The sequence below is a fragment of the Paenibacillus sp. 7516 genome, from assembly GCF_002272715.1.
Taxonomy (GTDB): domain Bacteria; phylum Bacillota; class Bacilli; order Paenibacillales; family Paenibacillaceae; genus Paenibacillus; species Paenibacillus illinoisensis_A.
Genome location: NZ_NPBI01000024.1, coordinates 1 through 25,914, shown reverse-complemented (window position 1 = coordinate 25,914; position 25,914 = coordinate 1). Strand labels below are relative to the sequence as shown.

The 25,914-nt window shown below is 48.4% G+C and carries 20 protein-coding genes; 1 reads left to right on the top strand and 19 read right to left on the bottom strand.

The window, feature by feature from the left end; translation table 11 throughout:
• Positions 1-199 precede the first annotated feature (199 nt).
• Entirely contained in the window at positions 200-1,471 is a 1,272-nt protein-coding gene (locus CHI14_RS19745; RefSeq protein WP_095290596.1) for a S1C family serine protease, read from the bottom strand.
• A 667-nt stretch (positions 1,472-2,138) separates the two neighbouring features.
• Here CHI14_RS19745 and CHI14_RS19740 point away from each other — a divergent pair.
• A complete protein-coding gene (locus tag CHI14_RS19740; protein WP_095290595.1) occupies positions 2,139-2,351 on the top strand; it encodes a hypothetical protein in 213 nt (70 codons plus the stop codon).
• Here the strand turns inward: CHI14_RS19740 and CHI14_RS19735 are convergent.
• The 18 genes from CHI14_RS19735 to CHI14_RS19650 all read right to left on the bottom strand — a co-directional run bounded on the left by CHI14_RS19735 (position 2,320) and on the right by CHI14_RS19650 (position 25,368).
• Complete coding sequence (locus CHI14_RS19735) at positions 2,320-3,126, bottom strand: MBL fold metallo-hydrolase (RefSeq protein ID WP_095290593.1); 807 nt, start codon at positions 3,124-3,126, stop codon at positions 2,320-2,322. The two genes, CHI14_RS19740 and CHI14_RS19735, sit on opposite strands and share 32 nt — an antisense overlap.
• 6 nt (positions 3,127-3,132) lie before the next feature.
• Positions 3,133-3,876: a two-component system regulatory protein YycI gene (gene yycI, locus CHI14_RS19730; RefSeq protein WP_095290591.1), complete on the bottom strand. Its 744-nt coding sequence runs from the start codon at positions 3,874-3,876 to the stop codon at positions 3,133-3,135.
• Between the two features lie 272 nt (positions 3,877-4,148).
• Positions 4,149-5,429, bottom strand: coding sequence for a YycH family regulatory protein (locus CHI14_RS19725; protein WP_095290590.1), 1,281 nt, complete (start codon positions 5,427-5,429; stop codon positions 4,149-4,151).
• Positions 5,413-7,263 carry a cell wall metabolism sensor histidine kinase WalK gene (walK, locus tag CHI14_RS19720; protein WP_095290588.1) on the bottom strand — a complete coding sequence of 617 codons (1,851 nt, stop codon included), beginning with the start codon at positions 7,261-7,263 and terminating at the stop codon, positions 5,413-5,415. The genes CHI14_RS19725 and walK overlap by 17 nt, the downstream gene beginning before the upstream one ends.
• Positions 7,263-7,985 carry a response regulator YycF gene (yycF, locus tag CHI14_RS19715; protein WP_095290587.1) on the bottom strand — a complete coding sequence of 241 codons (723 nt, stop codon included), beginning with the start codon at positions 7,983-7,985 and terminating at the stop codon, positions 7,263-7,265. Before yycF ends, walK begins: the two co-directional genes overlap by 1 nt.
• A 248-nt stretch (positions 7,986-8,233) precedes the next feature.
• Positions 8,234-9,766 (bottom strand): peptidoglycan DD-metalloendopeptidase family protein, encoded by a 1,533-nt coding sequence (locus tag CHI14_RS19710; RefSeq protein WP_095290585.1) that lies wholly within the window; start codon positions 9,764-9,766, stop codon positions 8,234-8,236.
• 536 nt (positions 9,767-10,302) lie between these two features.
• On the bottom strand, positions 10,303-11,064 hold the full coding sequence (locus tag CHI14_RS19705; RefSeq protein WP_095290583.1) for a hypothetical protein: 762 nt from the start codon (positions 11,062-11,064) through the stop codon (positions 10,303-10,305).
• Between the two features lie 172 nt (positions 11,065-11,236).
• Entirely contained in the window at positions 11,237-12,523 is a 1,287-nt protein-coding gene (locus CHI14_RS19700; protein WP_095290582.1) for an adenylosuccinate synthase, read from the bottom strand.
• A gap of 441 nt (positions 12,524-12,964) precedes the next feature.
• Entirely contained in the window at positions 12,965-14,326 is a 1,362-nt protein-coding gene (gene dnaB / locus CHI14_RS19695; protein WP_095290580.1) for a replicative DNA helicase, read from the bottom strand.
• Position 14,327: 1 nt separating this feature from the next.
• Positions 14,328-14,771, bottom strand: a complete 444-nt coding sequence (gene rplI / locus CHI14_RS19690) for a 50S ribosomal protein L9 (RefSeq protein WP_095290578.1) — start codon at positions 14,769-14,771, stop codon at positions 14,328-14,330.
• Positions 14,768-16,756, bottom strand: coding sequence for a DHH family phosphoesterase (locus CHI14_RS19685; RefSeq protein ID WP_095290577.1), 1,989 nt, complete (start codon positions 16,754-16,756; stop codon positions 14,768-14,770). Before CHI14_RS19685 ends, rplI begins: the two co-directional genes overlap by 4 nt.
• A gap of 11 nt (positions 16,757-16,767) precedes the next feature.
• On the bottom strand, positions 16,768-17,688 hold the full coding sequence (locus tag CHI14_RS19680; protein WP_249281174.1) for a DUF2232 domain-containing protein: 921 nt from the start codon (positions 17,686-17,688) through the stop codon (positions 16,768-16,770).
• Entirely contained in the window at positions 17,685-17,987 is a 303-nt protein-coding gene (locus CHI14_RS19675; RefSeq protein ID WP_095290575.1) for a MazG-like family protein, read from the bottom strand. The genes CHI14_RS19680 and CHI14_RS19675 overlap by 4 nt, the downstream gene beginning before the upstream one ends.
• A 184-nt stretch (positions 17,988-18,171) precedes the next feature.
• On the bottom strand, positions 18,172-18,597 hold the full coding sequence (locus CHI14_RS19670; protein WP_095290574.1) for a CBS domain-containing protein: 426 nt from the start codon (positions 18,595-18,597) through the stop codon (positions 18,172-18,174).
• 174 nt (positions 18,598-18,771) lie between these two features.
• Entirely contained in the window at positions 18,772-19,806 is a 1,035-nt protein-coding gene (locus tag CHI14_RS19665) for an LCP family protein (RefSeq protein ID WP_095290572.1), read from the bottom strand.
• A 257-nt stretch (positions 19,807-20,063) separates the two neighbouring features.
• Positions 20,064-21,656: an MFS transporter gene (locus CHI14_RS19660; protein ID WP_095290570.1), complete on the bottom strand. Its 1,593-nt coding sequence runs from the start codon at positions 21,654-21,656 to the stop codon at positions 20,064-20,066.
• A gap of 283 nt (positions 21,657-21,939) precedes the next feature.
• Positions 21,940-24,369 (bottom strand): S9 family peptidase, encoded by a 2,430-nt coding sequence (locus CHI14_RS19655; protein ID WP_095290568.1) that lies wholly within the window; start codon positions 24,367-24,369, stop codon positions 21,940-21,942.
• 105 nt (positions 24,370-24,474) lie between these two features.
• Positions 24,475-25,368 carry a D-alanyl-D-alanine carboxypeptidase family protein gene (locus CHI14_RS19650; protein WP_095290567.1) on the bottom strand — a complete coding sequence of 298 codons (894 nt, stop codon included), beginning with the start codon at positions 25,366-25,368 and terminating at the stop codon, positions 24,475-24,477.
• Between the last annotated feature and the right edge of the window lie 546 nt (positions 25,369-25,914).

Genomic DNA, 25,914 nt, shown 5'->3' with positions numbered 1-25,914 from the left:
CTTGGTACATTTAAAAACAGTCTATCATAGCCTATCCCTTCTGTAACTGAGACTTTGGCTCTGGTTCAATCCGCTTATTTGGAAAGAAAACAAAAAAAGTCCCCGATTCATGTCAGAAGGCTCCACCATTCCAAAAAGAATGATGTGTTGCCTCTTTCACGAGCAGGGGACTTCTCGCCTAAATTAATTCTCGACTACCTTACTCCGGTTTATCGGTCAGCTTCACGGAAACCTTCTCGGCATTGCCGTCCCGGTAAAAGGTGACTTCAATAGTATCGCCAATCTTCTTCTTATCGTACAGATACTTCCGCAGATCCAGCGTAGAGGTAATTTTTTGCCCATCAAATTCCGTGATGACATCATTGAGCTTCAAACCCGCTTCGGATGCCGGACCGGACGCTTCAAGCACGACCACACCGCTGTCGACGTGAGAAGGCAGCTTCAGATCCTTACGCTGCTCATCATCCAGTGGTGCATATGGATTGCTGAGATCAACGGTGTACACGCCCAGATATGGACGTGACACTTTGCCGCTCAGCAGCAGTGAATCGACGGTTTTCATCACTTCATTCATCGGAATCGCGAAGCCCAGGCCCTCAACGCCTGTATCCGAAATTTTCATCGTATTGATGCCGACTACTTTGCCGTTCAGATCAACGAGTGCGCCACCGCTGTTGCCTTCGTTGATGGCTGCATCTGTCTGGATTACGTTCTGCTCCCAGTCGTATACACCATCCTGATTAATGGACACGGGCAGGATTCGATCCGTATAACTGACAATACCAGATGTCAGCGTACCACCCAAGCCAAGCGGATTCCCGATGGCGAGTACCGTCTGGCCACGCTGAAGCTTGCTGGAATCGCCAATCTCCGCTATTGGCCCAATGCCTTTGTCATCCTCAACAGACATCACTGCGATGTCGCTTACGCGGTCCTTCCCGACCAGTTTCGCCTTGTGTGTCTCGCCCTCGACGGTCACGATCTCCAGATCACTTGCCCCTTCGACGACATGATGATTGGTCATGATATAGGCCTTGCCATCTTCCTTCTTGAAAATGACACCTGATCCAAGCGCCGAATCTTCTATGGATAGACTGCTACCCGTCTTATGGTTCACGATGCTCACGACCGAAGGACGCACCTTGGCTGCTGCCTGGATAATCCGGTCATATGGATCAGCCGCCTGTGCGGCCTGCAGGTTACCTCCGTTCCCGCCATTGCCTGTAGCATTGGCCAGAGGAACAGATGCGGGCTGCATAATGAAGCTAAACAGCGTGACGGTCACGATGGAACTGATTACCGAACTAATGACTGCCACCTTCACGGTGGAGCTGATGCCCGAGCGCGATCGGCGAGGATTTTGCCAGCGATCCCGTCCACCGGGGCGGATAATCTGAAGTTTGCCTTTCTGTACAGGCTCGGCGCGTCTTGATACTTTGGTTGAATAAAAATCGTCTCCGAACAATCCCATCGTGATCCTCTCCCCTTCGTTGTCACGCATCCAGATCCTGACTGCCGCCTGATCATTGTGGCATGGCCAACGATGGTGTTCTCACATAGCCCACTCCGCCGACAGATGAACCTTTCGATCGCTTCTCCAAGTTCATTCTGTCGTCTCCGTTACGTGAAGACCCCAACGGTTTTCCATGCTTTCTAGCATTTTTCAAGGTTGTTTTGCATATCGCTGCATCTCCGCTATCCCGAAATGAAGCGTCTATGTACAGCAGAACAGACACTCCCATCCTGTCTATGAATCTACCAGCAACGTTCTCGCATTCTACGACATGCTAACTTCCCGAGCAAACAAGCCTCTCTTTCAAGGCTCCATATATACTAAACACGCCAAATTCAAAAAAGTTGCATCATTACGAAGATTGACGCAAATTTCTGCTAAAGCAGGCTTATCAATAACGGACCTACAATAAAACGTCCATAGTAACTATCACCACAAAACCCGGTTCGCTAAGCGTACTTTTCCAATTTCCCAAGAACTTTTTCGGTTCAGGAAGCCACAGACTTCAGCATACACGCCTCGCAACACAAATTATAGCGGCAAAAAGAGGAATGTTTTCCATCCAGCCTGACTACAATAATAGTAAAAAGACCAATTCGAAGGTTCATAGAAGGAGGATTCAATTATGGAACGCACGCGTACTCTCACAGCTATGGATGAAGTTCATATGGCGGCCAAGCTGGCCGATCTCAAGGAAGAACATTATCGTAATACCCTAGCATTAAGCACGATCATCGAGCTGCTGATCGATAAAGGCATTCTGACCCGTGAGGAGGTCGAGCGCAAAGCCGCCGAACTCGACAGCTTTATGGCTCACCCACCCTATCCCATGGCGTAGGACGGTCGTAATACGTATCACAGAGTTTGAACTCATGATCCCGATAGAAGCATCCACGGCTCTCCATCGCGTCGCGCACCGACATTTTTGCCAAGTCCATCATATTATGATCCCGGCTGAGATGTGCCAGATACGTGCGCTTGATGCGTCCGTTCATCAGTTCACTGAGCGCTGCCCCTGCCGCTTCGTTCGACAAGTGCCCAATGTCGCTCAGAATGCGGCGCTTGGTGTTCCATGGATACCGCCCCATGCGCAGCAATTCGACATCATGATTCGCCTCCAGCACCAGCACGTCAGAATCGGAGATCGCATCGCGAACCTTGTCGCTCATGTATCCAAGATCTGTTGCAACAGACAGCTTCTCACTGCCATCATCGAACGTATACCCTACTGGCTCAGCCGCATCATGCGAGATCCCGAAAGATTCCACGCGCAGTGACCCAAAATCATGCTTTTCACCCGTCTCAAACACTCTCCGGTTTTCCTCTGGAATGGCCCCAACCGACTTCTCCAGTGCCGCCCACGTATTCGTATTTGCATAGATTGGTAAATTATATTTCCGAGACATCGCGCCTAGTCCTTTAATGTGATCGGAATGTTCATGTGTAACCAGAATCCCGTCCAGCTCTGTTCCTGAAATCTCCCGTTCCAGAAACAAGGCTTCCAGACGCTTCGCACTAAGGCCCGCATCAATCATGAGGGACGTGCCCCCATGCTGTATAACTGTGGCGTTCCCTGTCGAACCGCTGGATAACACGGTAAAATATATCCCCATAACGCATTACTCCCCTGGTTTGTCTGTCTTGGGACTGAATACATCCCCACTGATGCCCTGCACGTATAACACTTCGCCACTTTCCAGCACGAACCGCCATGCCGGCATCGCTACCTGTATATCGGAATTGAACAACTGGCCGTAATAGCCCAGCTGAATGTCTTTGACAATTGCATCGTTCGGCAAAAAGTTCTCGATCAGCGTGCCCAGCGCCTTGGGCGCCGGAAGCACCTGCTGATCGCTCTCCTCCGCGGTTGTAATCCGCACCGGAGTCTGACGGTAACCCGTAATTTTCTGATCGCTGTAGAACAGCTCCAGACTGACATTGAAGAGCGGCCATTTCCCATCGACTAGCGGATGAAGCACAAACGCCCCATCCTCCGTCATCAGCTGATCCAGCCGATACGTGCCAATCTGCGGAATTTCGTCCGCCAGCACGTCCGCCAGCTCTCTTTGTGAGAAGATTAGCTTGCTGTCCACCGGCTTGTCCAGATCGATTTGAATTCCCGTCTTGTCCTCTTCTATAAACTCATAGGACAGCTTGGGCAGCTTCGGCGTTTCGTTCGGGATTGGTGCCAGCACCTGAATACCCTTCTCTTCCATCGCCTGCTGTGTATTATCAGCCAGCGAGGTGAAGTCCAGATTGGCTCCGGCCGTCTCCCGTGCATCCATCCAGATCTGGTAACCCAGCACCAGATTGAGCAGCAGGAAGGCATAGATCAACACATTTTTCGCCCGTCCCCAATCCAAACCATTCACCTCCGTTATTTGATATAAAACGACTAATCTCACACTGGACCACTACGCGGTCAGAACAACCTTCCGATCGCTGTTACCCCCGGATTTCATGAATTCCCTCTTCTCAAGAGGAAATCCGGTGGTAGCCTATGCTTCCGAAGTAGCTTTCTTTCAGAAAGCTTTTAGCGAACGCTCCGCTTCTTCAGGTTATTTCTGCCCTCTCCGTTATCGTGTGACCCTACACCTCGTGCCAAATCGAATGACTCCGGCACCCTACAAAATCATCAAGAAACAGTGGTTTCCTCTCCGTTACTGAAGCGGATCACCCATATAGGGATCAGCTTCAGTCCGCCTTCAATTGTGGACGGACGATACGCCGGATACACGTCTACCACTTGGCGGCTCTCTCCAGCCACCTTCTCGATAAGGGCTTTCAGCTTATCTCCACCTGATAACTTCACTGATTTCTTCGTATCGGCACCCTCGTTCAGGTATTCCAGCGAGCGTTCATAGCTGGACACGGTCTCCTGCTGCATCTCCATACTGATGGTGCCAAAGCGGAACTGCACCGAATCCATAATCGGGAAACTGCCGTAGTATTGTTGGAACTCCAGCTGTGTTTTGTTATCCACGGTATCCAGCATCATGCGTGAACGGCCTTTCCAGCCGCCATGCTGGTTCACAAAATCCACCGCAGACAGCGCGTCCTTCGCCGCATCAATCTGCCCTGCAGGCGGTGCAGCCGGGTCCGTATAGCTGATCCAGCGCTGATCCTGCTTCACTTGCAGACTTCGTTTGCTGTCCGTATAGATCTCCGACCCATCCTTTTCCCGAATATTGCGGGTCATGCTGGGATCGAAGAACAGGCTGCGCTGCATCTGCTCCACCGTGAACTGCCCGGTTGGCACATCGGCCTCCACCGCATCCAGCGGCTCTGCCGGAATATAATATCCGCCATCCGTCAGTGTGTATGGTGTCCAGTTGGTACCGAAGTCGACATGCTGCTGTACGTCCTGGACCGTCAGATCCGCCTGTGCAGCTTCATAGACTACATCACCCTTGGCACTGAAGAACAGGGCATGGGCTTTGGTTTCATTTTTCGCGGTATAGATCGCTATCCGGTTAATGGTTTCCCCCTGAAACAGGGAATCCGTACCCAGCCGCATCACTCGCTGCAGCAGGGCTACCGGAATGCCTTCCTTGAACGACAGCTCAATGCCCGGGTTATCCTTGCGGATCTGATCCCAGTTCACGGACTGTACCGTCCGCCGCTGAAAATCATCAAATGTCCGTCCTTGCAGACGTGAATAGATCAGCTGGTAGAAGGTATTGCCTGGGTAAAATACGGTATGTTTGTCCTCTCCCAGATGAATCATCATCTGATCGGGGAAGATCAGTTCCTCAATATCTCGCTCCTGACCCATATTCTCGGTCTTCACATAGTTCGTCTCAGACGTCACAATGGAATCCCCGCCTCCGGGCAAACGATAGATCAGAAAATAACTCTGCACCAGACTGGCAGCAACGAGAGAAGCGAGCACCAGGGATTTAATCCGTTCCTTCAAGGTGCTCACCTCCTTTTTCACGCATAGGCAGTGTGAACGTTACGGTAGTGCCGACATCCACTTCAGACTCCAAAGAAATGGTGCCATCATGCGCCCTAACAATTTCCCGGGCAATGGATAGTCCGAGTCCGGTACCGCCCATACTGCGGGAACGAGCTTTGTCCACACGGTAGAACCGTTCAAAGATACGATCGAGGTCCCGCTGCGGAATACCCATCCCCGTATCTGTCACGGAAATGGCAAGGGTATGCTCATCATTGCGTCTGGCTGCAATTGTAATCGTACCGCCCTCCAGCGTATACTTCAGTGCATTGGATACGACATTATCCAGGACCTGATCAATCTGGTCCCGATCAAGAGGTACCTCAGGAATGCCATTCTCGACCGACAATACGGGCTGAATATCCTTCTGATGCATCTGGAATGAGAATCGATCCGTTACCTCCTCCAGCATGTCCATAATATCCGTCGGCTGTTTGCGCAGCAGTGCTTCCTTGGAGTCGAGCCTGGAGAGATGCAGCAGATCCGTCACCAGCCGTATCATGCGCTCTGTCTCATTCTGAATAACGCCAACGAATCGTCCCGCCAGCTGCGGGTCTTCAAGCGCACCATCGTCCAGTGCTTCTGCATAACTCTTGATCGTCGTCAGCGGTGTACGCAGCTCATGGGATACGTTGGCAACGAACTCGCGCCGGGATGCCTCCAGCTCTTCCTGCTCGGTAACATCCTGAAGCACGGCAATCGTTCCGGTAATGCCCAGCTCGCGCCGATGAACCGGCGTAAATGTCATACGAATCACCACGGGTTCCTCCTGCCCGGCAGGTGCAATCTGCAGCAGTGTCGAGCCTGTAAAGCCACTTGCTAGTGCTTCTGCATCTTCCGGATCAATGCCGAGCAATACGGCAAAATGCCTGCCTTCGATATCCCCAGGGCGCATGCCCAGGATGCTGCTGGCCCGGCGGTTGACTAGAATGACTTTGCCATACTCATCAGTCGCGACCACACCATCACTCATATTCGTCAAAATGGACGTCAGCTTCTCCTTCTCCTCTTCGTTCTGGGAGAGTGCGTCCCGCAGGCGACTGGTCATATAGTTGAACGCCCGGCTGAGCTGCCCAATCTCATCTGTACCGAATACAGGTGTCTGCTGATCAAAGTTCCCTTCGGCAACCGCTGTTGCCCTGCGGGTAACTTCCTTGATGGGCTGCGTAATGGTATGCGACAGAATGACGCCAAGCACTGCGGTCAGTACCAAGGCAATCAATATGCCGGAAATAAAAATCTTATTGATTCCCTCCATGGTGGAGTACAGCTCGTTCATGGAGGCAGCGATGTAGACCGCGCCGATGATCTTGCCGCCGGACATAACCGGCTTGGCCACGACCTTTTTACGGACATTGTCTTCGTCCACAATGTATTCCTCGTTATCCCGGATGCCTTGCAGTGCCCGGCTGACAACGGTCTGGGTATTTTTACGACCCACGTAATCGGAATGTGAACTCAAGGAAGTGGTCAGCACTTTGCCACTCGCATCCAGTACCTGAATCTCGGCACCGTTAATGTTGAACAGATTGTTTACCAGTACACGCAGGTTTTCCGTTTTGTCCTCGCCAGGCTCTGCTTCCCCACCTGCCATGGTCTCGCCCACAAGAACGGATAGCATCTCCGCCCGTGCCTGGAGATCCTCGGTAAAGTTGCTCGTCAGGGAGTTCTTCATCGCACTCACGAAATAAACGCCGATCAATTGCATCGCAATCAAAATCAGCAGTACATAGATAATAATCAGTTTCGCCTGAATCGTTCGGAAGAACGAAAATCGCGAGAAACGCCCCATTATATCCCCACGCTTTTGGGACTGCGCACGAGATAACCCAGCCCGCGGCGCGTCAGAATCGTTTCCGGTTTGCTCGGATTCTCCTCAATCTTCTCGCGCAGACGACGGATCGTGACATCCACGGTACGTACATCCCCAAAATATTCATATCCCCATACTGCCTGAAGCAGATGTTCCCGTGTCATGACCTTGCCGGAGTTCTTCGCCATATAATAGAGAAGCTCATATTCACGGTGCGTCAGATCAAGCGGTTCACCGCTTTTGTAGGCCGTATACATGTCCATATCAAATGCAAGATCGAACAGGCGCATGACCTGTTTCTCGTCGTCCTCCGGAGCTTCGGCAGCCATCGCAGGCTTCTGTCGTCTGCGCATCTGTGCCTTCACCCGAGCGAGCAGCTCTCGCGTACTGAAAGGCTTCGTTACATAATCGTCCGCACCCAGCTCCAGGCCGAGCACTTTATCAATCTCGCCGTCCTTTGCCGTCAGCATAATAATCGGCAGCTCCAGATGGGCGCGTACCTCGCGGCACACATCCATGCCATCCTTACCAGGAAGCATCAAGTCCAGCAGCATCAGATCCGGTTTCTCGGATAACGCCAGTTCAACTGCACGAATGCCATCAAAAGCGCAGATGACCTCGTACCCCTCTTTTTCCAAATTAAACTTCAGAATGTCCGCAATGGGCTGTTCATCGTCCACCACCAAAATCTTCCCCTGCATCGGCTGTATTCACCCCTATATCCTGCTTGATCCGCCCTAGCGGTCTTTATCTCTTTTGCATCTTATCTTCTATGGCAAACGTAATTCTAAGGTTTGATCTATAAAGGTATCTTTACTGTATAGTTTAACATACCTGAAGGACAGTCACATCCTGATCCAACGATCCAAATGCTACAAATTGAAAATATTTTACAGCATGAAAAAACAAGGCCGGCATTTAAGCCAACCTTGCTTCTGATTTCTTTCCCTTAGTTAAGATACGTCATCGGATTTTCTGGCGTTCCGTTCTTGATAATCTCGAAATGCAAATGCGTTCCGGTCGAACGACCCGTGTTGCCCATAACGCCGATGCTCTCCCCTTTTTCAATCACTTGTCCAACCTTTACGCCAATGCTGTCCAGGTGGCCATACAGTGTTTCATATCCGTTACGATGGTTAATGATAATGACATTGCCATACCCGCTCTTCTGTCCTGCAAAAGTAACCACGCCTTCATCGGCCGATTTCACATCCCGGTTACCTACCAGATCGACACCTTTATGCTGACGACCCCAGCGTTGTCCGAAGCTGCTGCTCATCGTTGCGTTTGATACAGGCCAAGCAAATTCACCTGTACCCTCACCAACCACTTTGGTTCCGCTCAGCACCACTTCAGTAACCGCTGCCTTGATGACTTCCTGGCCCAGCCATTCTTCCTTGATGACCTCACCATTTTCCTTGGTTACACGGTACTGCATGCTTTTTAATCCGCTTTGTCCAGGGCGTACCACTTTGGTTATGCCGGCTTTTAGCTCAGCACTTTTGCGTACTTCAACCTGCGGTTTGATTTCAATTTGCTCCACGACCTGCTCAACCGACTTCACCGTAACTGCCGGTTTAGGCACCGTCAGCGTAAGCTCATCCCCGATCTGCAGTGACGTTTCCTTGATGCCTGGATTGTTTTTGCGAATCTCGCTTTGTGTAATCTCATATTTGGCTGCGATCGAAGAGATCGTATCTCCTTCACGCACCACGTAGGTTACAGGCGCATCTTTACCAACGGTTAATGCTTTAACCGCCTCGGACACATCCCATATTTTGTTCGGATCTGCCTTCACTGACTCTGTCGCCACATCTTCCTTGATGTCCACGGACTTCAGCGTTGTACTTGGCCCCTCCGCTTTGCTTGACGAGTTAGCCGATACCGACTTCGTCTTGAGCGAACTACGCACAGCCGATGCCGATATGTATTTGCTCTGCACTTGTTCCAGAATGGCATCTGCTGTTGCCTGATCCTTCACAATGCCGATTACTTCCCCATCCACTTTGAGTTCCACGCCTTTGGCATATGCTGTCAGCATATCATCCAGCTTGTCCAGCGTTTCTTCGCTGTTCACTTCAGGTTTGTACGCTTTCACCGTTTCGGTCGTGATGCCATCTGTGTTCAGCACCATTTCCGCGTCAGGATATTTATTTTGGTATTCCTCGGTTTTGTCTGCAAATAGTTTCTGTAATTGCGCTTCATCCTTGATGCTGCCGATCTCATTCCCTTTTACCATGACCTTGTAGTATGGAACGGTATTTGCAGCAACGTATTGCTTGCCTGCGAATCCAACCGATGCAGCGATGAACACACCGCATGCTGCTGTAATGATCCATTTACGCGAGGCCAGGACGCGCTTTTTATTTACACTGAAGTTGGACATGCTCATGTTGTTTTTGTCTTCGGCCGTCCGGTGTTCTCCGGATTGTTCGTGTACCCGGTTTTTGCCCGGTTGGCGTATGCCTCTGAAACCTTTCATGATTCTCTCCTTTTCAGCACTTCTCAGTTCGCATTTCTGTCAAGACACACCCATCGTGTCTGTCTCAAGTTTGTCGATATTTGGTTCTGGGTGTCCGCAAATCAGGACTTTAGCTGCGCTCATAAAAGTGTCAAAAATTTAACCTTTAATCACACCCGTATACTTTAACACAGGTTTTACACTCATTTCAACTCTATGCGTCACAGCTCAAAGTCGCGCCCCGCTTGGTTTTCCTGTATTATCCATAACATGGCAGACGAATATTCTTAACCATTATGCCTCAGGTTCAGGTATACTATGTAGTTTCGGTCTAGTTTTAAGACTAGGTTCTAAGACCCGCAATAATGCGACATTATTTTCATAAAAACACAATCAAAAAAATCCCTCGCCAGATGATCTCAGACAAGGGATGGTTGTATGAATATAACATGCTATCCTACTATATTTCTCGGTTGCTCTCAGGCTTTGAAGAGTGAATTCTTAATCCATAGATAGCTCAAACTCTACACACTTCATGCGCATTTCTACACGGTTACTTATTCGGCCTGAAGCACTTCCATAAGATTATCGTATTCCTCACTCGTCAGATATTTCGATATCACCTGTTCAATGTCACGTAATTCCTGTTCGGTCAGGCCATCTTCCATCGCACCCGAGATTTGCTGCATTTCATTTTGAGGAAGCTTTGCCATCAGCAGGCTAAAGATCTTTTCTTTTTCCTCCAGAGGCAGCTTGTCCTTTGTTCCGGTAATATCATCTGGTGATACCACAATAGCATCATTACCTGAACCAGCAGAATGACCAGAGGTTCCAGCCGTACCATTGCCAGCTGCTGTCCCGTTTCCGCTTCCCGCAGCACCTTCTGTAGACTTATTGGGATCTGTTTCTATGCTGCCTGTGTCACCGTTGCTGCTCTCGCCTCCACCGGTAGAAGCTGTCTGGTCGGTTTTATCTGACCCCTTCTCTGTATTGCCTAAACCATTGTCAGAGCTTGTCTCAGTTTGGTCTGTTCCATTGCCCATGACCGATATGGCGTCCTCTGGAACTTGTTCCTCTTCAGCACCAGTCGGCTGATCTGTTGTTCCTGCCCCCGGTTTGTTCTCCTCGCTCGCCTTACCACCGAGTGCACCCTGGAACATGGATGTTAACCCCAGCGGTTGACCTTCCCACTCAATATTAAAACTCGCCAGCAGCGATTTCACATACGACTGTACAATTAATCCGGTTGTCAGTAGGGTCAATGAACTAACCAGCATGACGGTAAGCACGATTTTGGCAAACCATTGAAGCAACTTCATCCCTGTTCTCCTCCTCCGATTATCCAACCTGTCTGTGCCAGTCAGCACATCAGGTCTGTGATTCTACTGTTATTCAGTATTGACGGAAATCTCGGGATTATATCAGGAGATATGCGAAAAACCCCAGTCATCGCCTATGAGGCGATAACTGGGGGTCTATGATTCAATTAAATTATACGTAGATTGGAAGAACTTGATTCGTTTGCTCACGGTTACGACCTACGGAGAAGATTGCGATTGGAATCCCTGTCAGCTCGGAAACACGTCTCACATAGTTCTGTGTGTTCACAGGCAGATCTTCAAGTTTCTTCGCTCCCGTGATATCCTCGCTCCAGCCTGGCATCTCTTCGTATACCGCTTCACATTCAGCCAGCATTTTCAAACTAGCTGGGTAGTGTGTGATGATCTCTCCACGGTATTTGTATCCTGTGCAGATTTTCACCGTTTCAAGACCTGTCATCACATCCAGAGAATTCAGGGACAGTCCTGTAATGCCGCTGACACGACGAGCGTGACGCACGACAACACTGTCAAACCAGCCCACACGACGCGGACGTCCGGTTACGGTACCGTACTCATGTCCAGTCTCACGGATCTGATCACCAACTGCATCGTGCAGCTCCGTAGGGAATGGACCATCTCCCACACGTGTGGTGTACGCTTTAGCTACTCCGATGACCTGTTGAATGCGAGCAGGACCAACGCCGGAACCGATACATACACCGCCTGCAGAAGGGTTGGATGAAGTTACATAAGGATACGTTCCTTGGTCAAGGTCCAACATTACACCTTGTGCACCTTCGAACAATACTTTTTTGTTCTCATCAATGGAATCGTTGAGTACAACAGATGTATCACGCACGTATGGACGCAGGATTTCTGCATATCCCAGATAATCTTTCAGAATTTCTTCTACATCTACTGGCTCACCGCCATAGACTTGCTCGATCACACGGTTCTTCTCTTTTACCAGATGACGCAGCTTCAGTTCGAACTCTTCCGGATCAAGCAGGTCAACCATCCGAATACCGATCCGAGCTGATTTATCCATGTAAGCTGGACCAATCCCTTTACCGGTTGTACCAATTTTGTTTGGACCTTTGCTCTCTTCTTCCAGTGCATCCAGAACCATGTGGTATGGCAGGATGATATGTGCGCGTTCACTGATGAACAGGTTTTTGGTCGTAAAATCATTATCATGAATATAGTTAATTTCTTCAATAAGTGCCTTCGGGTTGATAACCATACCGTTACCAATGACACAAGCTTTATCCGTGTAGAAAATGCCCGATGGAATCATCGTTAGTTTATATTTTTTGTTGTCGATCAGAATCGTATGTCCTGCGTTGTTACCACCTTGGTAACGAGCGACCACGTCTGCGCTTTCAGCCAAATAATCCGTAATCTTACCTTTACCTTCGTCTCCCCATTGCGTTCCCACTACAACTACCGTTGACATCGTACATACCTCCGTGGGTGCCTTGCGCACCTTTGTATTGGTCTGTCCGTCCTCTATCTCGGCAGGAATTCGAAGTGAAAATACCGGCGGAGAAGCGTGCTAACGGACAGTGAAAATCTCCCTCGTGTTACATATCAAGGAAGGTTTTCGCTGCTTTAACGCAGCAATTCTAGTGTACCAGTCCCCTTTTTCAAAGTCAAATGAAATGGCGAACAATTGGTAATCACATTACTCTAATGTTCGGAATTAACCCCATATTTCGACGCGAAAAACCGGGGCAGGCTGTCAAAACTAGCTTGACGGCTAACCCCGGTTTAATTGCACGATAGAATTACGGCTCTACATATCGTATTTGGAATCGATTAATAAGTTCATATTAACTAGTAGTTGATGAGTACCGAATCTTCTCTATTAACTAGCAAAATATAACGTAACTATCGTCTACATGGCAAAGGCATCATTATGTGCCCGCTCATAGTTAACGAACTTATTGAAGTTTTTGAGGAACACCAGCTCAACCGTACCTACTGGACCATTACGCTGCTTGGCAATAATAATCTCGATAATATTTTTCTTCTCGGTCTCCTGGTTATAGTAGTCATCCCGGTACAGGAACGCTACGATATCGGCATCTTGCTCGATCGAACCCGATTCCCGCAAGTCACTCATCATCGGACGTTTATCCTGACGCTGCTCTACACCCCGGCTCAGCTGGGACAAGGCAATAACCGGAACTTCAAGTTCCCGGCCAATCTGTTTCAATGTACGCGAAATCTCTGATACTTCCTGCTGACGGTTCTCGCCCGCTTTACCGCGGCCGCTGATCAGCTGGAGGTAGTCGATCAGAATCATGCCAAGACCTTTTTCTTTTTTGAGTCGACGACATTTGGCACGAATATCGGCTACGGTAATCCCTGGCGTATCATCGATATAGATCTCTGCTTCGTTTAATGCAGCGATGCCCATCGTCAGCTTTTGCCAGTCCTCGTCCCCTTTGAACTCACCCGTACGAAGAACCCCTGCATCTAGATTGGCTTCCGCACAGATCATACGCTGTACCAGCTGTGCGGCTGACATCTCCAGACTGAAGATGGCTACCGTCTCTTGTGCCCGAATGCCAACATTCTGTGCGATATTCAAGGCAAAGGCTGTCTTACCTACCGAAGGACGCGCAGCTACAATAATCAAGTCACTACGCTGGAATCCGGCAGTCATCTTGTCGAGATCGATAAATCCGGACGGAATGCCCGTTGTGGTTCCCCGGTTCTGATGCAATGTCTCGACTTTGTCGAACACTTCCATCAATACATCCTGAATGGCGATAAAGCCACTACTGGAGCGTCGGTTGGAAATCTCCAAAATACGCCGCTCTGCTTCACCGAGCATCGCAGCAACATCTTCCCCGCCCGTATAGCCTTCGCTAACAATCTGCGTAGCGGTACGGATCAAGCGCCGCAGCATCGATTTCTCTTCGATAATCTGTGCGTAGTAATCCACGTTGGCAGCCGTAGGCACACCATGAGCCAGCTTCGCTAGATAGCTAACGCCGCCAATGTCCTCCAGCTCGCCTTTATCCTTCAGACGCGAAGTCAGCGTGACAAGGTCAATCGGTTGATTTTCCTCTCCAAGCTGAATCATCGCTTCAAATATCAATTGATGGGGCTTATCATAGAAATCCTCGGTTTGCACCCGTTCCATCGCTGTAATCAGGGCTTCGCCCTGCAACAGGATTGCACCCAGCACAGCCTGTTCGGCTTCCAGGTTCTGTGGGGGAATCCGGTCGAATAACATTTCGCCGCCCATCTTACTCCTCCGTTACCTGTACCTTCAAGGTAGCTTTCACTTCAGGGTGAACCTTGACGGTTACTTGCGTTACGCCGAGTGTGCGAATAGGCTCGTCCAGCTCAATTTTGCGTTTGTCGACTTTCAGACCTTTTGCAGCCAGAGCTTCAGCGATTTGTTTGCTTGTAATTGCACCGAACAATCGGCCGCCTTCGCCGGATTTTGCTTTCAATTCAGTTACTTCTGCTTCCAGCTTTTTGCCGAGTACTTCCGCTTCAGCTTTCTCTTCCTGCTTGCGTCTTTCCTCAGCTGCATTTTGGTTATCCAGCGTCTTCATGTTACCGTCTGTTGCCAAGCGTGCCATTCCCCGTGGCAGAAGGAAATTCTGTGCGTATCCCTCGGATACTTCCTTCACTTGTCCTTTTTTCCCCTGACCTTTAACATCTTTTATAAAAATGACTTTCATTCGAACAGCCCCTCTTCCTTTTCGATTTCAGCCAGTACGTTCATCAGCCGTTTTTCTGCCTCTCCAAGCGTTCCTTCCAATTGCACGGCAGCATTCGTCAAATGTCCGCCACCGCCAAGTCTTTCCATGACGACCTGAACATTCATGCGGCCCAGTGACCTTGCACTGATGCCAATCAGTCCATCCGGACGCTCACTAATAACAAATGAAGCGACCACATCCGTCATATTCAGCAATGTGTCTGCCACCTGGGCAATCATCATCTGTGAAATCTTGCTGCCGGGATCCGTGACCGCCAGCGCAATATTCCCGTATACCATTTTAGCATGCTTTATGATTTCTGCCTTAGCAATATATTCTGACAAATCCTCTTTCATGAGACGCTGGATCATAATGGTGTCTGCACCACTGCGGCGCAGGAAACCTGCAGCTTCGAATGTCCTCGAACCTGTATGCAGTGCAAAATGCTTCGTATCCAGCGTAATCCCGGCCAGCAGGGCCGTTGCTTCAAGCGGAGTGAATTGTACCTTGTCATGAATATATTGCAGGAGCTCAGTCACAAGCTCCGCAGCCGAAGAAGCATATGGCTCCAGATAAATCAATACCGCATCGTTAATAAATTCCTCTCCGCGGCGGTGGTGATCCACCACCACGACACGATTGGCCGATTGCACAAGCTTCGGTTCCATCGTCATTGATGCCTTATGGGTATCCACCACCACGAGTAACGTATGCTCCGTCATCATTTGTGTCGCTTGTTCAGGTGAGACGAAGGCTTTGGACAATTTCTCATCCTTGTTCACCTGCTCCATTAATCGTTCAATGGATGGGTTGATTCCATCCAGGACGATTCTTGCTTCTACATTGTATAAGCTTGCTGCCTTCCACACGCCAATTGAAGCTCCGATTGCATCCATGTCGGGCATCTTGTGACCCATGATCAGCACTCGATCGCTCTCCTGCATCAAATCACGCAAGGCATGGGCAATTACCCGGGCTCTGACCCGTGTACGTTTCTCCACAGCATTGGATTTTCCGCCGTAGAAGGACAGGCGCTGTCCGGACTTCACAGCAGCCTGATCCCCGCCGCGTCCAAGTGCCATATCCAAACTGGACTGTGCCAGTTCACCCATCTCACTGATCGTATCCGAACCAAATGCGAGTCCAATACTGAGTGTCATCGGAACTTTAAGATCTGCCGTCATCTCTCGCACTTCATCCAGAATGACGAAACGGCTCTGTTCGAGCTCCTGCAGCGACTTATGGTTCAGCATCATCAGATAGCGGTCAGAAGAGAGACGGCGTAAGTAAACTTCATATCTCTTCGCCCAGGATGTAATCTCGCTTGTTACCCGGGCGATAAGCGCAGTTCGCTGCTGATCGTCCATCCCTTGTGAAGCCTCATCCAGATTATCCAATACCAGAATACCCAGTGCAATGCGTTCATTCTCATATTTATCACGCAGTATGGCAAGCTCCGTGATCTCGTAAACATATACATACCGCTCCTGCGGGTTATGAATAACGCCATAGAACCGGTCATCCAACTGGAACTCATCATGAAGTTCCTTGGCCGGTTCTTTGGTTCCATCCTTTTTTTCTTTCGGCTGAGGCAGCTTCGGGAAAAGATTAAGCAGTGGATTGCCCACCATCGTCTTTTCCTGAAACATCTCCCCGACGAAGCGGTTGTGCCACTCTACCGTACGATCCTCGCTGTACAGCACGATCCCGAATGGGAGCATGCTGATTGCTTCGCCCTCCATTCGTTTGATGCGAATGGACAGGCCATTAATGTAGTCGTTAAGCTCGCGGCGGAACGCCATCTCCGCCTTAATCATGACGATTCCCAGCGCTGAAGCCAGTATCAGACTAATCAAACCAAGCGCCCAGTTATAGATGGTCACGAACATAACAAGCAGAAGCAGCAGTATGAACGCCCATACGGTATAGTAGCCGTGCCAGCGTTTCTTCAGAAATTTAGGCATGACTCATCACCCTAACGTTTTGGTCTCGATATTGCCTCGCGAAGCGGGAACGCCAGATCGATAATCCCGATAATCCGAAGCGGCCCAATGAAGAAGACCGCAACCGCCAGCAAATACGGTATAACAGGATTCCACTTCTTCGCATGTGCCAAGAAGAAGAAGAAACCGATGGCTTGAATCATGAAGCCCAGATTAATCAAAGGCGACAAGTTCATCGCAATCATGGTCCAGTATGTCCCATCGCTCTGTCTGGAAATGACCTCGAAGAGCAGTGCCAGGAAGTAATACCAGATCAGGGCACGAGGCATACGCCATTCGCGCGCTGGTGGCAGCTTCGATACGGATACACCCATCACATTCAAAATGGGACGAGCAATCAGGTGTGTGATAAGCGACATCACCATGGATGTCACAACCAAAGCGAACGGAATCATGAGTTGTGTCTGCCTTGCGACATCCTGAGTCATTTCCGGTGTCCACGCAAAGCCATTTACCATTTGATTAGACGTATTCGTTAGTGGTTCAACCGTAAGTCTCACCACATCATCAATATAACTCGACAGATCGAATTGGAAGATGACACTTCCAATCAGCAAGAGCAGCAGGTATTCTGCCAGCATGGCTCCGGCTCCCGCCAATAATGCGAACAAGGCCGATTTCCTTTTCTTATAGGCATTACCAATAATGATCGCAGGCAGGGTGAACAGCAGCAGCAGTAATAGATAGATCGGATGAAACAAGACTAATATGACCGCTACCGGAACAAGGTGCCATATAAATGATTTTACAGATAAGGAAGCATACAAAATAACTCCGGGTACCATCATGAAAAATATGGCGAGAACCGATAAAGGAGTTAACAGCGAAAGCAGCAAGAGCAGGTATACTGCGCTCCAGACGGCTGACTTCAAGCTAAATTTCAACAAATTCACCTCTTACGCATATGATCTTCTAGCGCGGATATATCCTGGTACCAGTCTTCAAGCTGGTGACCTTCCGATTTGTGCTTTCTCAACTTCTCAATTAACAATGCATCCAGATCCTTGAAAGGAATACCGAGCCTACGGCCCAATATGTAACTACTCATCATCAGACTGGCGAGACTGTCCCCGATGCGGGATGTACTGCCTTCCCATAACGCTTTAAACAATCGGGATACCTGGTCAAGTACTTCGGTTTTCAGCCATTCAATCACTTTAGCGCGTTTGGCTACATCCAGTTCTTTAGGCATATTGGCGAAAGTCACTCTCCCCGAAAAAGCTTTATTCTCCATTATAGCATAAAAAGGGGGTCCACAAAATCATCCCCCATGGCAGGAAAATGCCCGCTCTTCTTATGCTTCCTAATGCTTAACATGATACTGAGAGGCTCTGATTATCCGCGTTGACTGAAGCTTAATTACATTTAATGATTTCTTACTTGGCTTTCATGGACTCTTTGGAGACAATGCCTTCACAGTACTCAATGATCTGACTGCGCCGTACAATACCGATAAAACGTTCCATATCATCAACTACAGGCACAAAGTTCTGTACTTTGGCGAGATTGATCAGGTCTTCCATATTGGCATCAATGGATACCGGCTTAATATCGAGGCGAAGAGGTACATCTTTGAGCAGAAATTTTGAAGCGTTTTCAAATGTAATCTTTCCCTCAGCGTTTTTCATATACCACAATAGATCACCTTCGGTGACCGTGCCTATATATTTGCCTTCCTTATTCAAAATGGGTACCGCCGTAAACCGGTGAAATTCCATCCGTTCCAACGTTTGCCGCAGAGTAGAATCCGACGTTACACAGGTAACCTCTTGCTTAGGCAGCAAAAAAAATGCGATGTTCATACCCTTACGTATCCTCCTTGTAATTCTACTTCAAGTTACGCCTCAACTTATATTATACGGATCACAACGCAAGATGTTCCAAAAGGTTGAAATGCCCTCCAATGAAAAAAATCAGCAGCCCGCTCATTAACGTACTGCTGATTGTTGTCATACACATGGTCTGTATGGAATTCATTAGTCGATCGCTTGCCGGTCTGGAACCATGACTTCACCGGCTGGGGTCGATTCATCCATCCAGTTGTTAATCAGCTCTTTGGCATATTGGACATCCTTCTCATCCGCTTGACCATAATAGATACCGTCTTTTCGCATCCCTTCACCAAGAATGGTGAAGCTCGAGATTTGCGGTTTATCCTGGGTCATGACCTGTTTGGCCAGATCCGTAATAAATGATGGCTGCATGTCTGTCTGGAAGTTCTCTCCCATAATCTGAATCAATTCCGGAATTTTCGTGATCTGATTCAAACTCAGCATTTCGTTCGCCATGGCGTTCAGAAAGATCTGCTGCCGCTTGGTACGATTAAAATCACTATCCTCGCGGTACCTTACATAATAAAGGGCTTCCTGACCATCATAGATCGGTTTGCCCCCTTCAATCGTGAATTGTACGTGATTCGGATCCTTGTTCACGATATCCTCTTCAATCGGCAGCTTCACCCCACCAAGCGCATCCACGACCTTTTTGATTCCGTCAAAATTAATCGTCGCATAGTAGCCTACATCCGCATCCAGAAACTTCTCCACCGTATTGATGGACATATTCTCCCCTCCGAAAGCGTAGGCATGCGCAAGCTTGTCGTAATCATCTACGCCATCCTTGTCGGCATCACGTCCAACAATCTGTACATAAGTATCACGGGGGATGGATACGAGCAATACACGTGATTCTTTTGGTCTGACCACGGCATAAATGACCGTATCCGAGCGGCCACGCGTTTTCTCGTAAGCACGTTTGTCAGAACCAAGCAGCAGCACAGAAAACGGCTCTTTGCGATAGACTGTCGGGTCAGGCGTTTTATTGCCCTCCTGCGGAACATACGATTTGGACAACTGGCCCTCTACAGAGCCCGCCAGGAACAGGTCAAATGCAGCTACAGCGAGCTGCTGGCGAAACAAATACCCGCCAATTAACAAAACAACGAGCGACACGAGAGTAATATATATGCCTTTTCTTCTTTTCTTCTTCTTTTCTTTAGTTCTGCTTTTCATTCATCGATTCCTTCTTCACTGTCAAAATGAAATTCGATACTACATATCATTAAACGTCTGAAACTGCTTATGACACGGTGCTCACTGAACTTTTCTCTATCTCGGACAGGAACAACGCTCACGCTCGTTCTATTTTAAACATTGCTACAGGACGAAAAGTTACAATACGGTTAAATTGAAAAGAACAGACTTCCTTTTTGACTTGTTCAAAGGTAAGACTGTTCTCTTCAAATTATACGTATATCTATTCTATAAGGTCAATTGGTGGATACTGTATCCACACGTTTGTTTTTCTCTCGTGTACGCAAACGTCCCGTGATCAGGGCAGCGGCCAGGGTCAGCACACTGAAGATAACAGCAGACCAGAACAGCCCGTTGTAACCTTGACCGGTCGTTTGATGAACGGCTTGGAGCAGCACATCCCGAATACCCGGGTCGGGGATTTGGGACAATCCTTCCGTCAGACTCGCCACATCACTTCCCGATGCTCCGCCTGCTCCTGATGCATACTGTTGAAGCACTTCTGGCGGAACCTGGATCCCCTGATCAGCGAGACCTGTCTGAATATTGGAGCCCAAGTTGGAGAACGAACGGGCGAGAAATCCTGCAAAGATGGTAGGCGCAATGGCCATCGCCATCTGGCGGAACAAGGAACTGGTTGCTACGGCAATGCCCTTGTTGTTCTCACCAGCCTGTTCCGTGACGAGCACGTTTACCGGCGCCCCCAGCATCATGCCGAAACCGATACCCACAAGTACACTCGCAATGACAAACTGCCAGATATGCTCTACCCATAGCGGGAATAGCAAGAATCCAATCGCAGACAGCACACCGGCGACTGATAAGGTCCAGATCGGTCCTTTGCGGTCAACCAGGTAACCACCACCACCTGCGCCAATTCCTGATGCCAAGGCAAGCGGGGTAAACCAATAGCCTGAAGCTGTACTGGATACACCCAGATATTGCTCCACGAAGCCTGGAATGAAGATCACGGATGCCAGAATGGCTCCCGAGAAAAAGGCAATCAACAGCGTCCACCGAAAGGACGCAATGCCAAGAAGTTGAGTCGATACGACAGGTTCACGTTGCGAGCCTTCCAGCCTTTTTTCCAAAAAGTAAAAGAGCACCAGAATAACCACACCTGCCAGGAAGAAACCATAGAACATCGGCGAACCGAGGCTCTGCAGCATATCGACACCGTCCAGATTACTGAAGCTGTACATCAAACTCAGTACCCCGATTGTGAGAACAGCAATACCACTCCAGTCCACAGCAGCACGGTTTAACTCCTGTTCTTCATGGATGAATCGAATGCCCGCGATAAATAAGAGAATGGCGATCGGTACATTGATGAGGAATAACCAGTGCCAGTTTCCCGTAATATCCAAAATAAAAGCACCAATGTTCGGCCCCAGAATCGCAGCAACACCATTCATACCTCCAAGTAAGCCCAAGGCTGTGCCCTGACGTTCAGCAGGAAATTTGCTCAGCACATACGAACTGGCAATGATAAAGATCCCGCCACCGCCCAGCGCCTGGATGACACGCGCAACCAGGAAGAAGGTAAATGATGGACTCATTGCGACAAGCAATGAACCTATTCCAAACAACGCGACTTCAATCAAAAACAGCTTTTTGCGGCCATAACGGTCCGACAGCTTCCCTGCAATCGGTACACTCACCGCAAGACCAAGCGTATAGAGGGTAATTGTCCAGGCTCCCCACGTTGGAGATACTCCAAACGAAGCATTTAGCGTCGTCAGCGATGACGTGATAATACCATTATCGAGTGCAGCCATGAATACCCCTATCGCAAATAAAATGAGCGGCCATTTCATTTGTTTTTGCATCTCTACTTACCTCCCCGATCAGATCACAATGACCCAGCCTATGCCGGGATGCTACACATATATTAAACAAATTAGAACATTAATGACTCACTGGTCATTTTAAAACAAATAGATTTCATATGTCAATTCATTAATATGGATTTACACTGGTTATTAGTATGATTTTAATGAAAAAAGCTGCCCTCAGATTGTGTTTAAATCTAACCTGAGGGACAGCTCGCTGCCTTGTGAAAATTACCTATGGCTGCTTAATTTAGCGAAACAGATAACTTGGATGTAACCATTACTGCATCAAGTGACGATTGAGGAATTTCTCAATGGCCCGATACAGATCAAGCTGATTCTCGACATTAGCGAAGCCATGACCTTCATTCGCCTTTAACATGTAAGGGACATCCACACCACGTTCGCGCAGTGCTTCCACGATCTGATCAGACTCTGCCTGTTTAACCCGCGGATCATTCGCACCTTGTACGACAAATAGCGGCGCCTTCATCTGATCGATATGGAACAATGGTGAGGCTGCAGTCAGCAGCTCCTTGTCTTTCACCGGATCACCCATGCGCTCATAGAACATGTTCCGCTCAGATTCCCAATAAGGTGGAAGGGAATCCAGCAGGGTGAACAGATTGGAAGGTCCCACATAGCTGATTCCGGCAGCATACACGTCCGGTGTGAATGCCAGTCCAGCTAGCGCTGCGTAACCTCCATAAGATCCACCATAGATGGCTACACGTTCTGGATCAACTGTTCCTTCTTTCACCAGCCAGTTCACGCCATCGGTAAGATCGTTCTGCATCGCTTTGCCCCACTCTTTGTTTCCTGCATCCAGGAACGCTTTGCCATACCCTGTGGAGCCACGGAAATTCACCTGCAGTACAGCATACCCGCGGCTGGCAAGGAACTGGATTTCCGGATTGAAGCCCCATGAGTCACGAGCCCATGGACCGCCATGCGGGACAACAACGAGTGGTAGCCCGGAAGCTTCCGCCCCATTAGGTAGTGTCAGATAACCATGAAGGGTTAAACCATCACGTGACGTATAAGTCACAGGTTTCATGTCCGACATTTTGCTCTCATCAATCCATGGTGCAGCATCAGCCAGTTTATCCAGCTTGCCTGTCTTCGAGTCGTAGAAATAATAGGTGCCCATCGACTTGTCACTATAAGCGGCGAACAGGACCTGACCTTCTTCGCTCAAGTTGGCAATGCTAACTTCCTTGCCGGGCACTTTGGCTTGAAGATCCTGCATTAATTTTTTGAACTCGTCATCGAAGAATTCATAGTTTACCTTGTCTGTCTCATAAACTGCTGCAAGAATTGTCCCCTTCTCTTTCGAAGGTACGAAGCTGGTTACATCCACATCTTTGTTTTCATAAATGGTTCTAGTTACCTTCTTGGTGCTCGGGCTAAATTCCACAATAGCTGTTTTATCCCGATCCAGGTTGGACGCAACATAGATATTTTTGTTGTCATAGGTGAACATCAGAGGAACAAACGTCTCTCCGAGCTCTGTGGTTAGCAATGGCTCAAACGGTTTATCCTCCGAATCGCGATACATTAACGAGGATACGTTGCCATCACTGGATACGGCTACACGAATCTTACCTTCGTGGTCTGTTAACCAGCCCGAGATATTACCTGGATTCTCGGCAGCAAGCACAGCTTCGCCTGTCTTAATATTGATGCGGTATACATCAAAGATCCGAGGATCGCGTTTGTTCATGCCCACCAAAATTTCATCTGGAATGCTCTCCAGCGGATCCACTAACATGGCTCTTGTATTGGGGTATGGGGTAAGATCCTTGCTGTTCTTACCATCAATATCCGTAACATAAATATGATAATTCTCGTCCCCGGCTTCATCCTTCACATAGAGCAATTTATCATCGGTAGCCCATACAAAGGCAGCAATACTGCGATCGGTTTCACTCGTGATCCGGATCGGCTTGCCTGTACCGCCATTTTCCTTAACCACAACGTTCATACGATTATTCCACGGTTCCAGATAGGCTATATGTTTGCCGTCCGGCGACATCTGGAAGCCAGCCTGTGCAGGCTGCTTGAAAAAATCCTCTAATGGTGTAAGACCCTCCGCTGCTACATCAAGCCCTAGTGCCAGATACAGTGCTTCGGCAAATTCACCATGAGTTACTGTACCCTTGGCATTAAATGCACTGCCTTCAATGATAAAATGCTGCTTGAGGCGGATCGCATCCTCGGCGTGTACAGCGGGAATTTGTTTCATATCACTGTATACGACCTGAATTCCATTATCCTTCAATTCAAATGCCCGGGTAAATAATGAGGCCATCTGTGCCCGCGTGAGTGGTGCATCCGGTGCATAGCCTTTGGCTTGTCCCTGAATGAGACCACTCTGCTTCAATGCATAGATGGCTGGTGCGGCTTCATCTTGAGCCAGAACATCAGCGAAGCCTGTAAGAGAAGCAGGTGTATCGAGCTTAAGTACACGTTGCAGGATAATTGCTGCCTGAGCACGCGTTATCGGTGTCTGTGTTTGTTGCATTCCATCTGTTGTACCATCTATGTATCCCAGTTGCTGGAGCGTCTGCGTTGCCTTCGAAGTTATGGCTTCAGCAACGGCTGCTGTAGGCTTGCTTGCTTCAGCTGCCAGAACTGCAGGCTGAATCAGAGCAATCGACATGGCCATGGTTAGCGTTACAGCATATACCTTTTTGCTAATTGCGTTCAATATTAAGTCCCCCTTATAAGTGGATTACAGAATAATATGGAATTACTCGTAAATCATTTTACCATGATAATCCATAAGTTTACAGTTAGGGGAATACGGCAACATTTAATTCTTTGAGCCAGAGAAACCATAATTGAGCAGTTTGCGCGTTTCATTAAAACGGCTTTCGCGGCTTTCTGTACCGAATACAACCGAGATCAGTCTCTTGCCATCGCGCTCTGCTGTTCCTACAAAGTGGTAGCCTGTAAGTGGATCATAGCCAGTTTTCAATCCGTCATTGCCATCGTAAGCGTAAGGTCCTCCAATGGAGGATAGCATCCAGTTCGTGTTACTCATATAAATCCCTTTTTGATGCATGGATACCTGAGTTTGGCTGGAGACCTGGAGCACTTCGGGGTAGTTTTCAATCAGATATTGTGCAAGTCTGCATGCATCCGTAGCTGTCATGACGGTCTGTCCCTGAATTACATCAGGACGGTTAGGACCCAGCTGTTTCTCACTTAGTCCCGTTGAGTTCCTGAAGACGGTATCCGTTGACATGCCAATCTCCGAGGATTTCTCGTTCATCATCTGTACAAACGACTGCTCTGTGCCACCAATATGCTCTGCAAGCGCGACAGCTGCATCATTAGCGGAATACACCGCCATCGTCTGGAAAAGCTCCTGTACCGTAAATTTCTCACCTTGCTTAAGTGCAAGCTGAGTGCCTCCCACCGAACTAGCGTACTGGCTAACATTAACCGCATCATCCCAGCGTGCCTCGCCATTCATGACAGCTTCCATGACGAGCAGCTCTGTCATCAATTTGCTGATACCCGCAGGGGCCATTTCCATTGAACCGTTATAATCCATCAGGATCTTGCCTGTACTCAAATCCATCAGTACCGCAGATTCCGCCTTGATTCCCGGTTTGCCTATCAGTATGTCCGGTTTAACTCCCACATATATAATGACCAGCAGAGCCAGCAGCATTCCTGCCCGTTTCCACCATCTTTTCATCCGTGAATCACCTCTTATAGATATAGACGAATGAAAGAGGCATTTGGTCTGCACTTTTTTGCAAAAAGTTAAATTTTTTTTATTTTTTTGTCATCAAAAAAACATGGACTCTATTCACCCCATGCCAGAGTGATAGAATCCATGTTTTTATTGACACTTTTTATCGTACTATTTCTTAAATATTTCGATTCTAGTTACTCCTTTACGGATTAAACCAATCATTCTAACTTTGCTCAAATAAATCAGGAAAGAATCCACATTAATTTAATATATTTTAGATTAACTATTGGCTAATCTTCAAGAGTAACCAAACCACCAAAAAAGTATTCGAATTTCTCTTTTGTTACTCATTAAATCATAACTTTCAGCTTATCCATTTCTTTAATCACTTTCTTCTAGTAGCTACCTTTGATTCGTATATTTCTTTGTTTTTTGTCTTGAATTTCTCTTTGAGATATATAAATATTAAAAAACACAGTTCTCCCAAAATCAAAATAGCAGCTAAAAAGTTACCGTAATCATTTAAGCTATTATCGGGAAATCTAT

Bases quoted from the DNA above. Each gene is read 5' to 3' on its own strand.
- yycF (WP_095290587.1), bottom strand. From the start codon at position 7,985: ATGCAGGGGAAGATTTTGGTGGTGGACGATGAACAGCCCATTGCGGAC.
- CHI14_RS19660 (WP_095290570.1), bottom strand. From the start codon at position 21,656: ATGCAAAAACAAATGAAATGGCCGCTCATTTTATTTGCGATAGGGGTA.
- dnaB (WP_095290580.1), bottom strand. From the start codon at position 14,326: ATGGGCGGCGAAATGTTATTCGACCGGATTCCCCCACAGAACCTGGAA.
- CHI14_RS19740 (WP_095290595.1), top strand. From the start codon at position 2,139: ATGGAACGCACGCGTACTCTCACAGCTATGGATGAAGTTCATATGGCG.
- CHI14_RS19705 (WP_095290583.1), bottom strand. From the start codon at position 11,064: ATGAAGTTGCTTCAATGGTTTGCCAAAATCGTGCTTACCGTCATGCTG.
- CHI14_RS19650 (WP_095290567.1), bottom strand. From the start codon at position 25,368: ATGAAAAGATGGTGGAAACGGGCAGGAATGCTGCTGGCTCTGCTGGTC.
- CHI14_RS19700 (WP_095290582.1), bottom strand. From the start codon at position 12,523: ATGTCAACGGTAGTTGTAGTGGGAACGCAATGGGGAGACGAAGGTAAA.
- CHI14_RS19675 (WP_095290575.1), bottom strand. From the start codon at position 17,987: ATGCCTAAAGAACTGGATGTAGCCAAACGCGCTAAAGTGATTGAATGG.
- CHI14_RS19665 (WP_095290572.1), bottom strand. From the start codon at position 19,806: ATGAAAAGCAGAACTAAAGAAAAGAAGAAGAAAAGAAGAAAAGGCATA.
- CHI14_RS19735 (WP_095290593.1), bottom strand. From the start codon at position 3,126: ATGGGGATATATTTTACCGTGTTATCCAGCGGTTCGACAGGGAACGCC.
- walK (WP_095290588.1), bottom strand. From the start codon at position 7,263: ATGGGGCGTTTCTCGCGATTTTCGTTCTTCCGAACGATTCAGGCGAAA.
- CHI14_RS19745 (WP_095290596.1), bottom strand. From the start codon at position 1,471: ATGGGATTGTTCGGAGACGATTTTTATTCAACCAAAGTATCAAGACGC.
- CHI14_RS19685 (WP_095290577.1), bottom strand. From the start codon at position 16,756: ATGCCTAAATTTCTGAAGAAACGCTGGCACGGCTACTATACCGTATGG.
- CHI14_RS19710 (WP_095290585.1), bottom strand. From the start codon at position 9,766: ATGAAAGGTTTCAGAGGCATACGCCAACCGGGCAAAAACCGGGTACAC.
- CHI14_RS19670 (WP_095290574.1), bottom strand. From the start codon at position 18,597: ATGAACATCGCATTTTTTTTGCTGCCTAAGCAAGAGGTTACCTGTGTA.
- rplI (WP_095290578.1), bottom strand. From the start codon at position 14,771: ATGAAAGTCATTTTTATAAAAGATGTTAAAGGTCAGGGGAAAAAAGGA.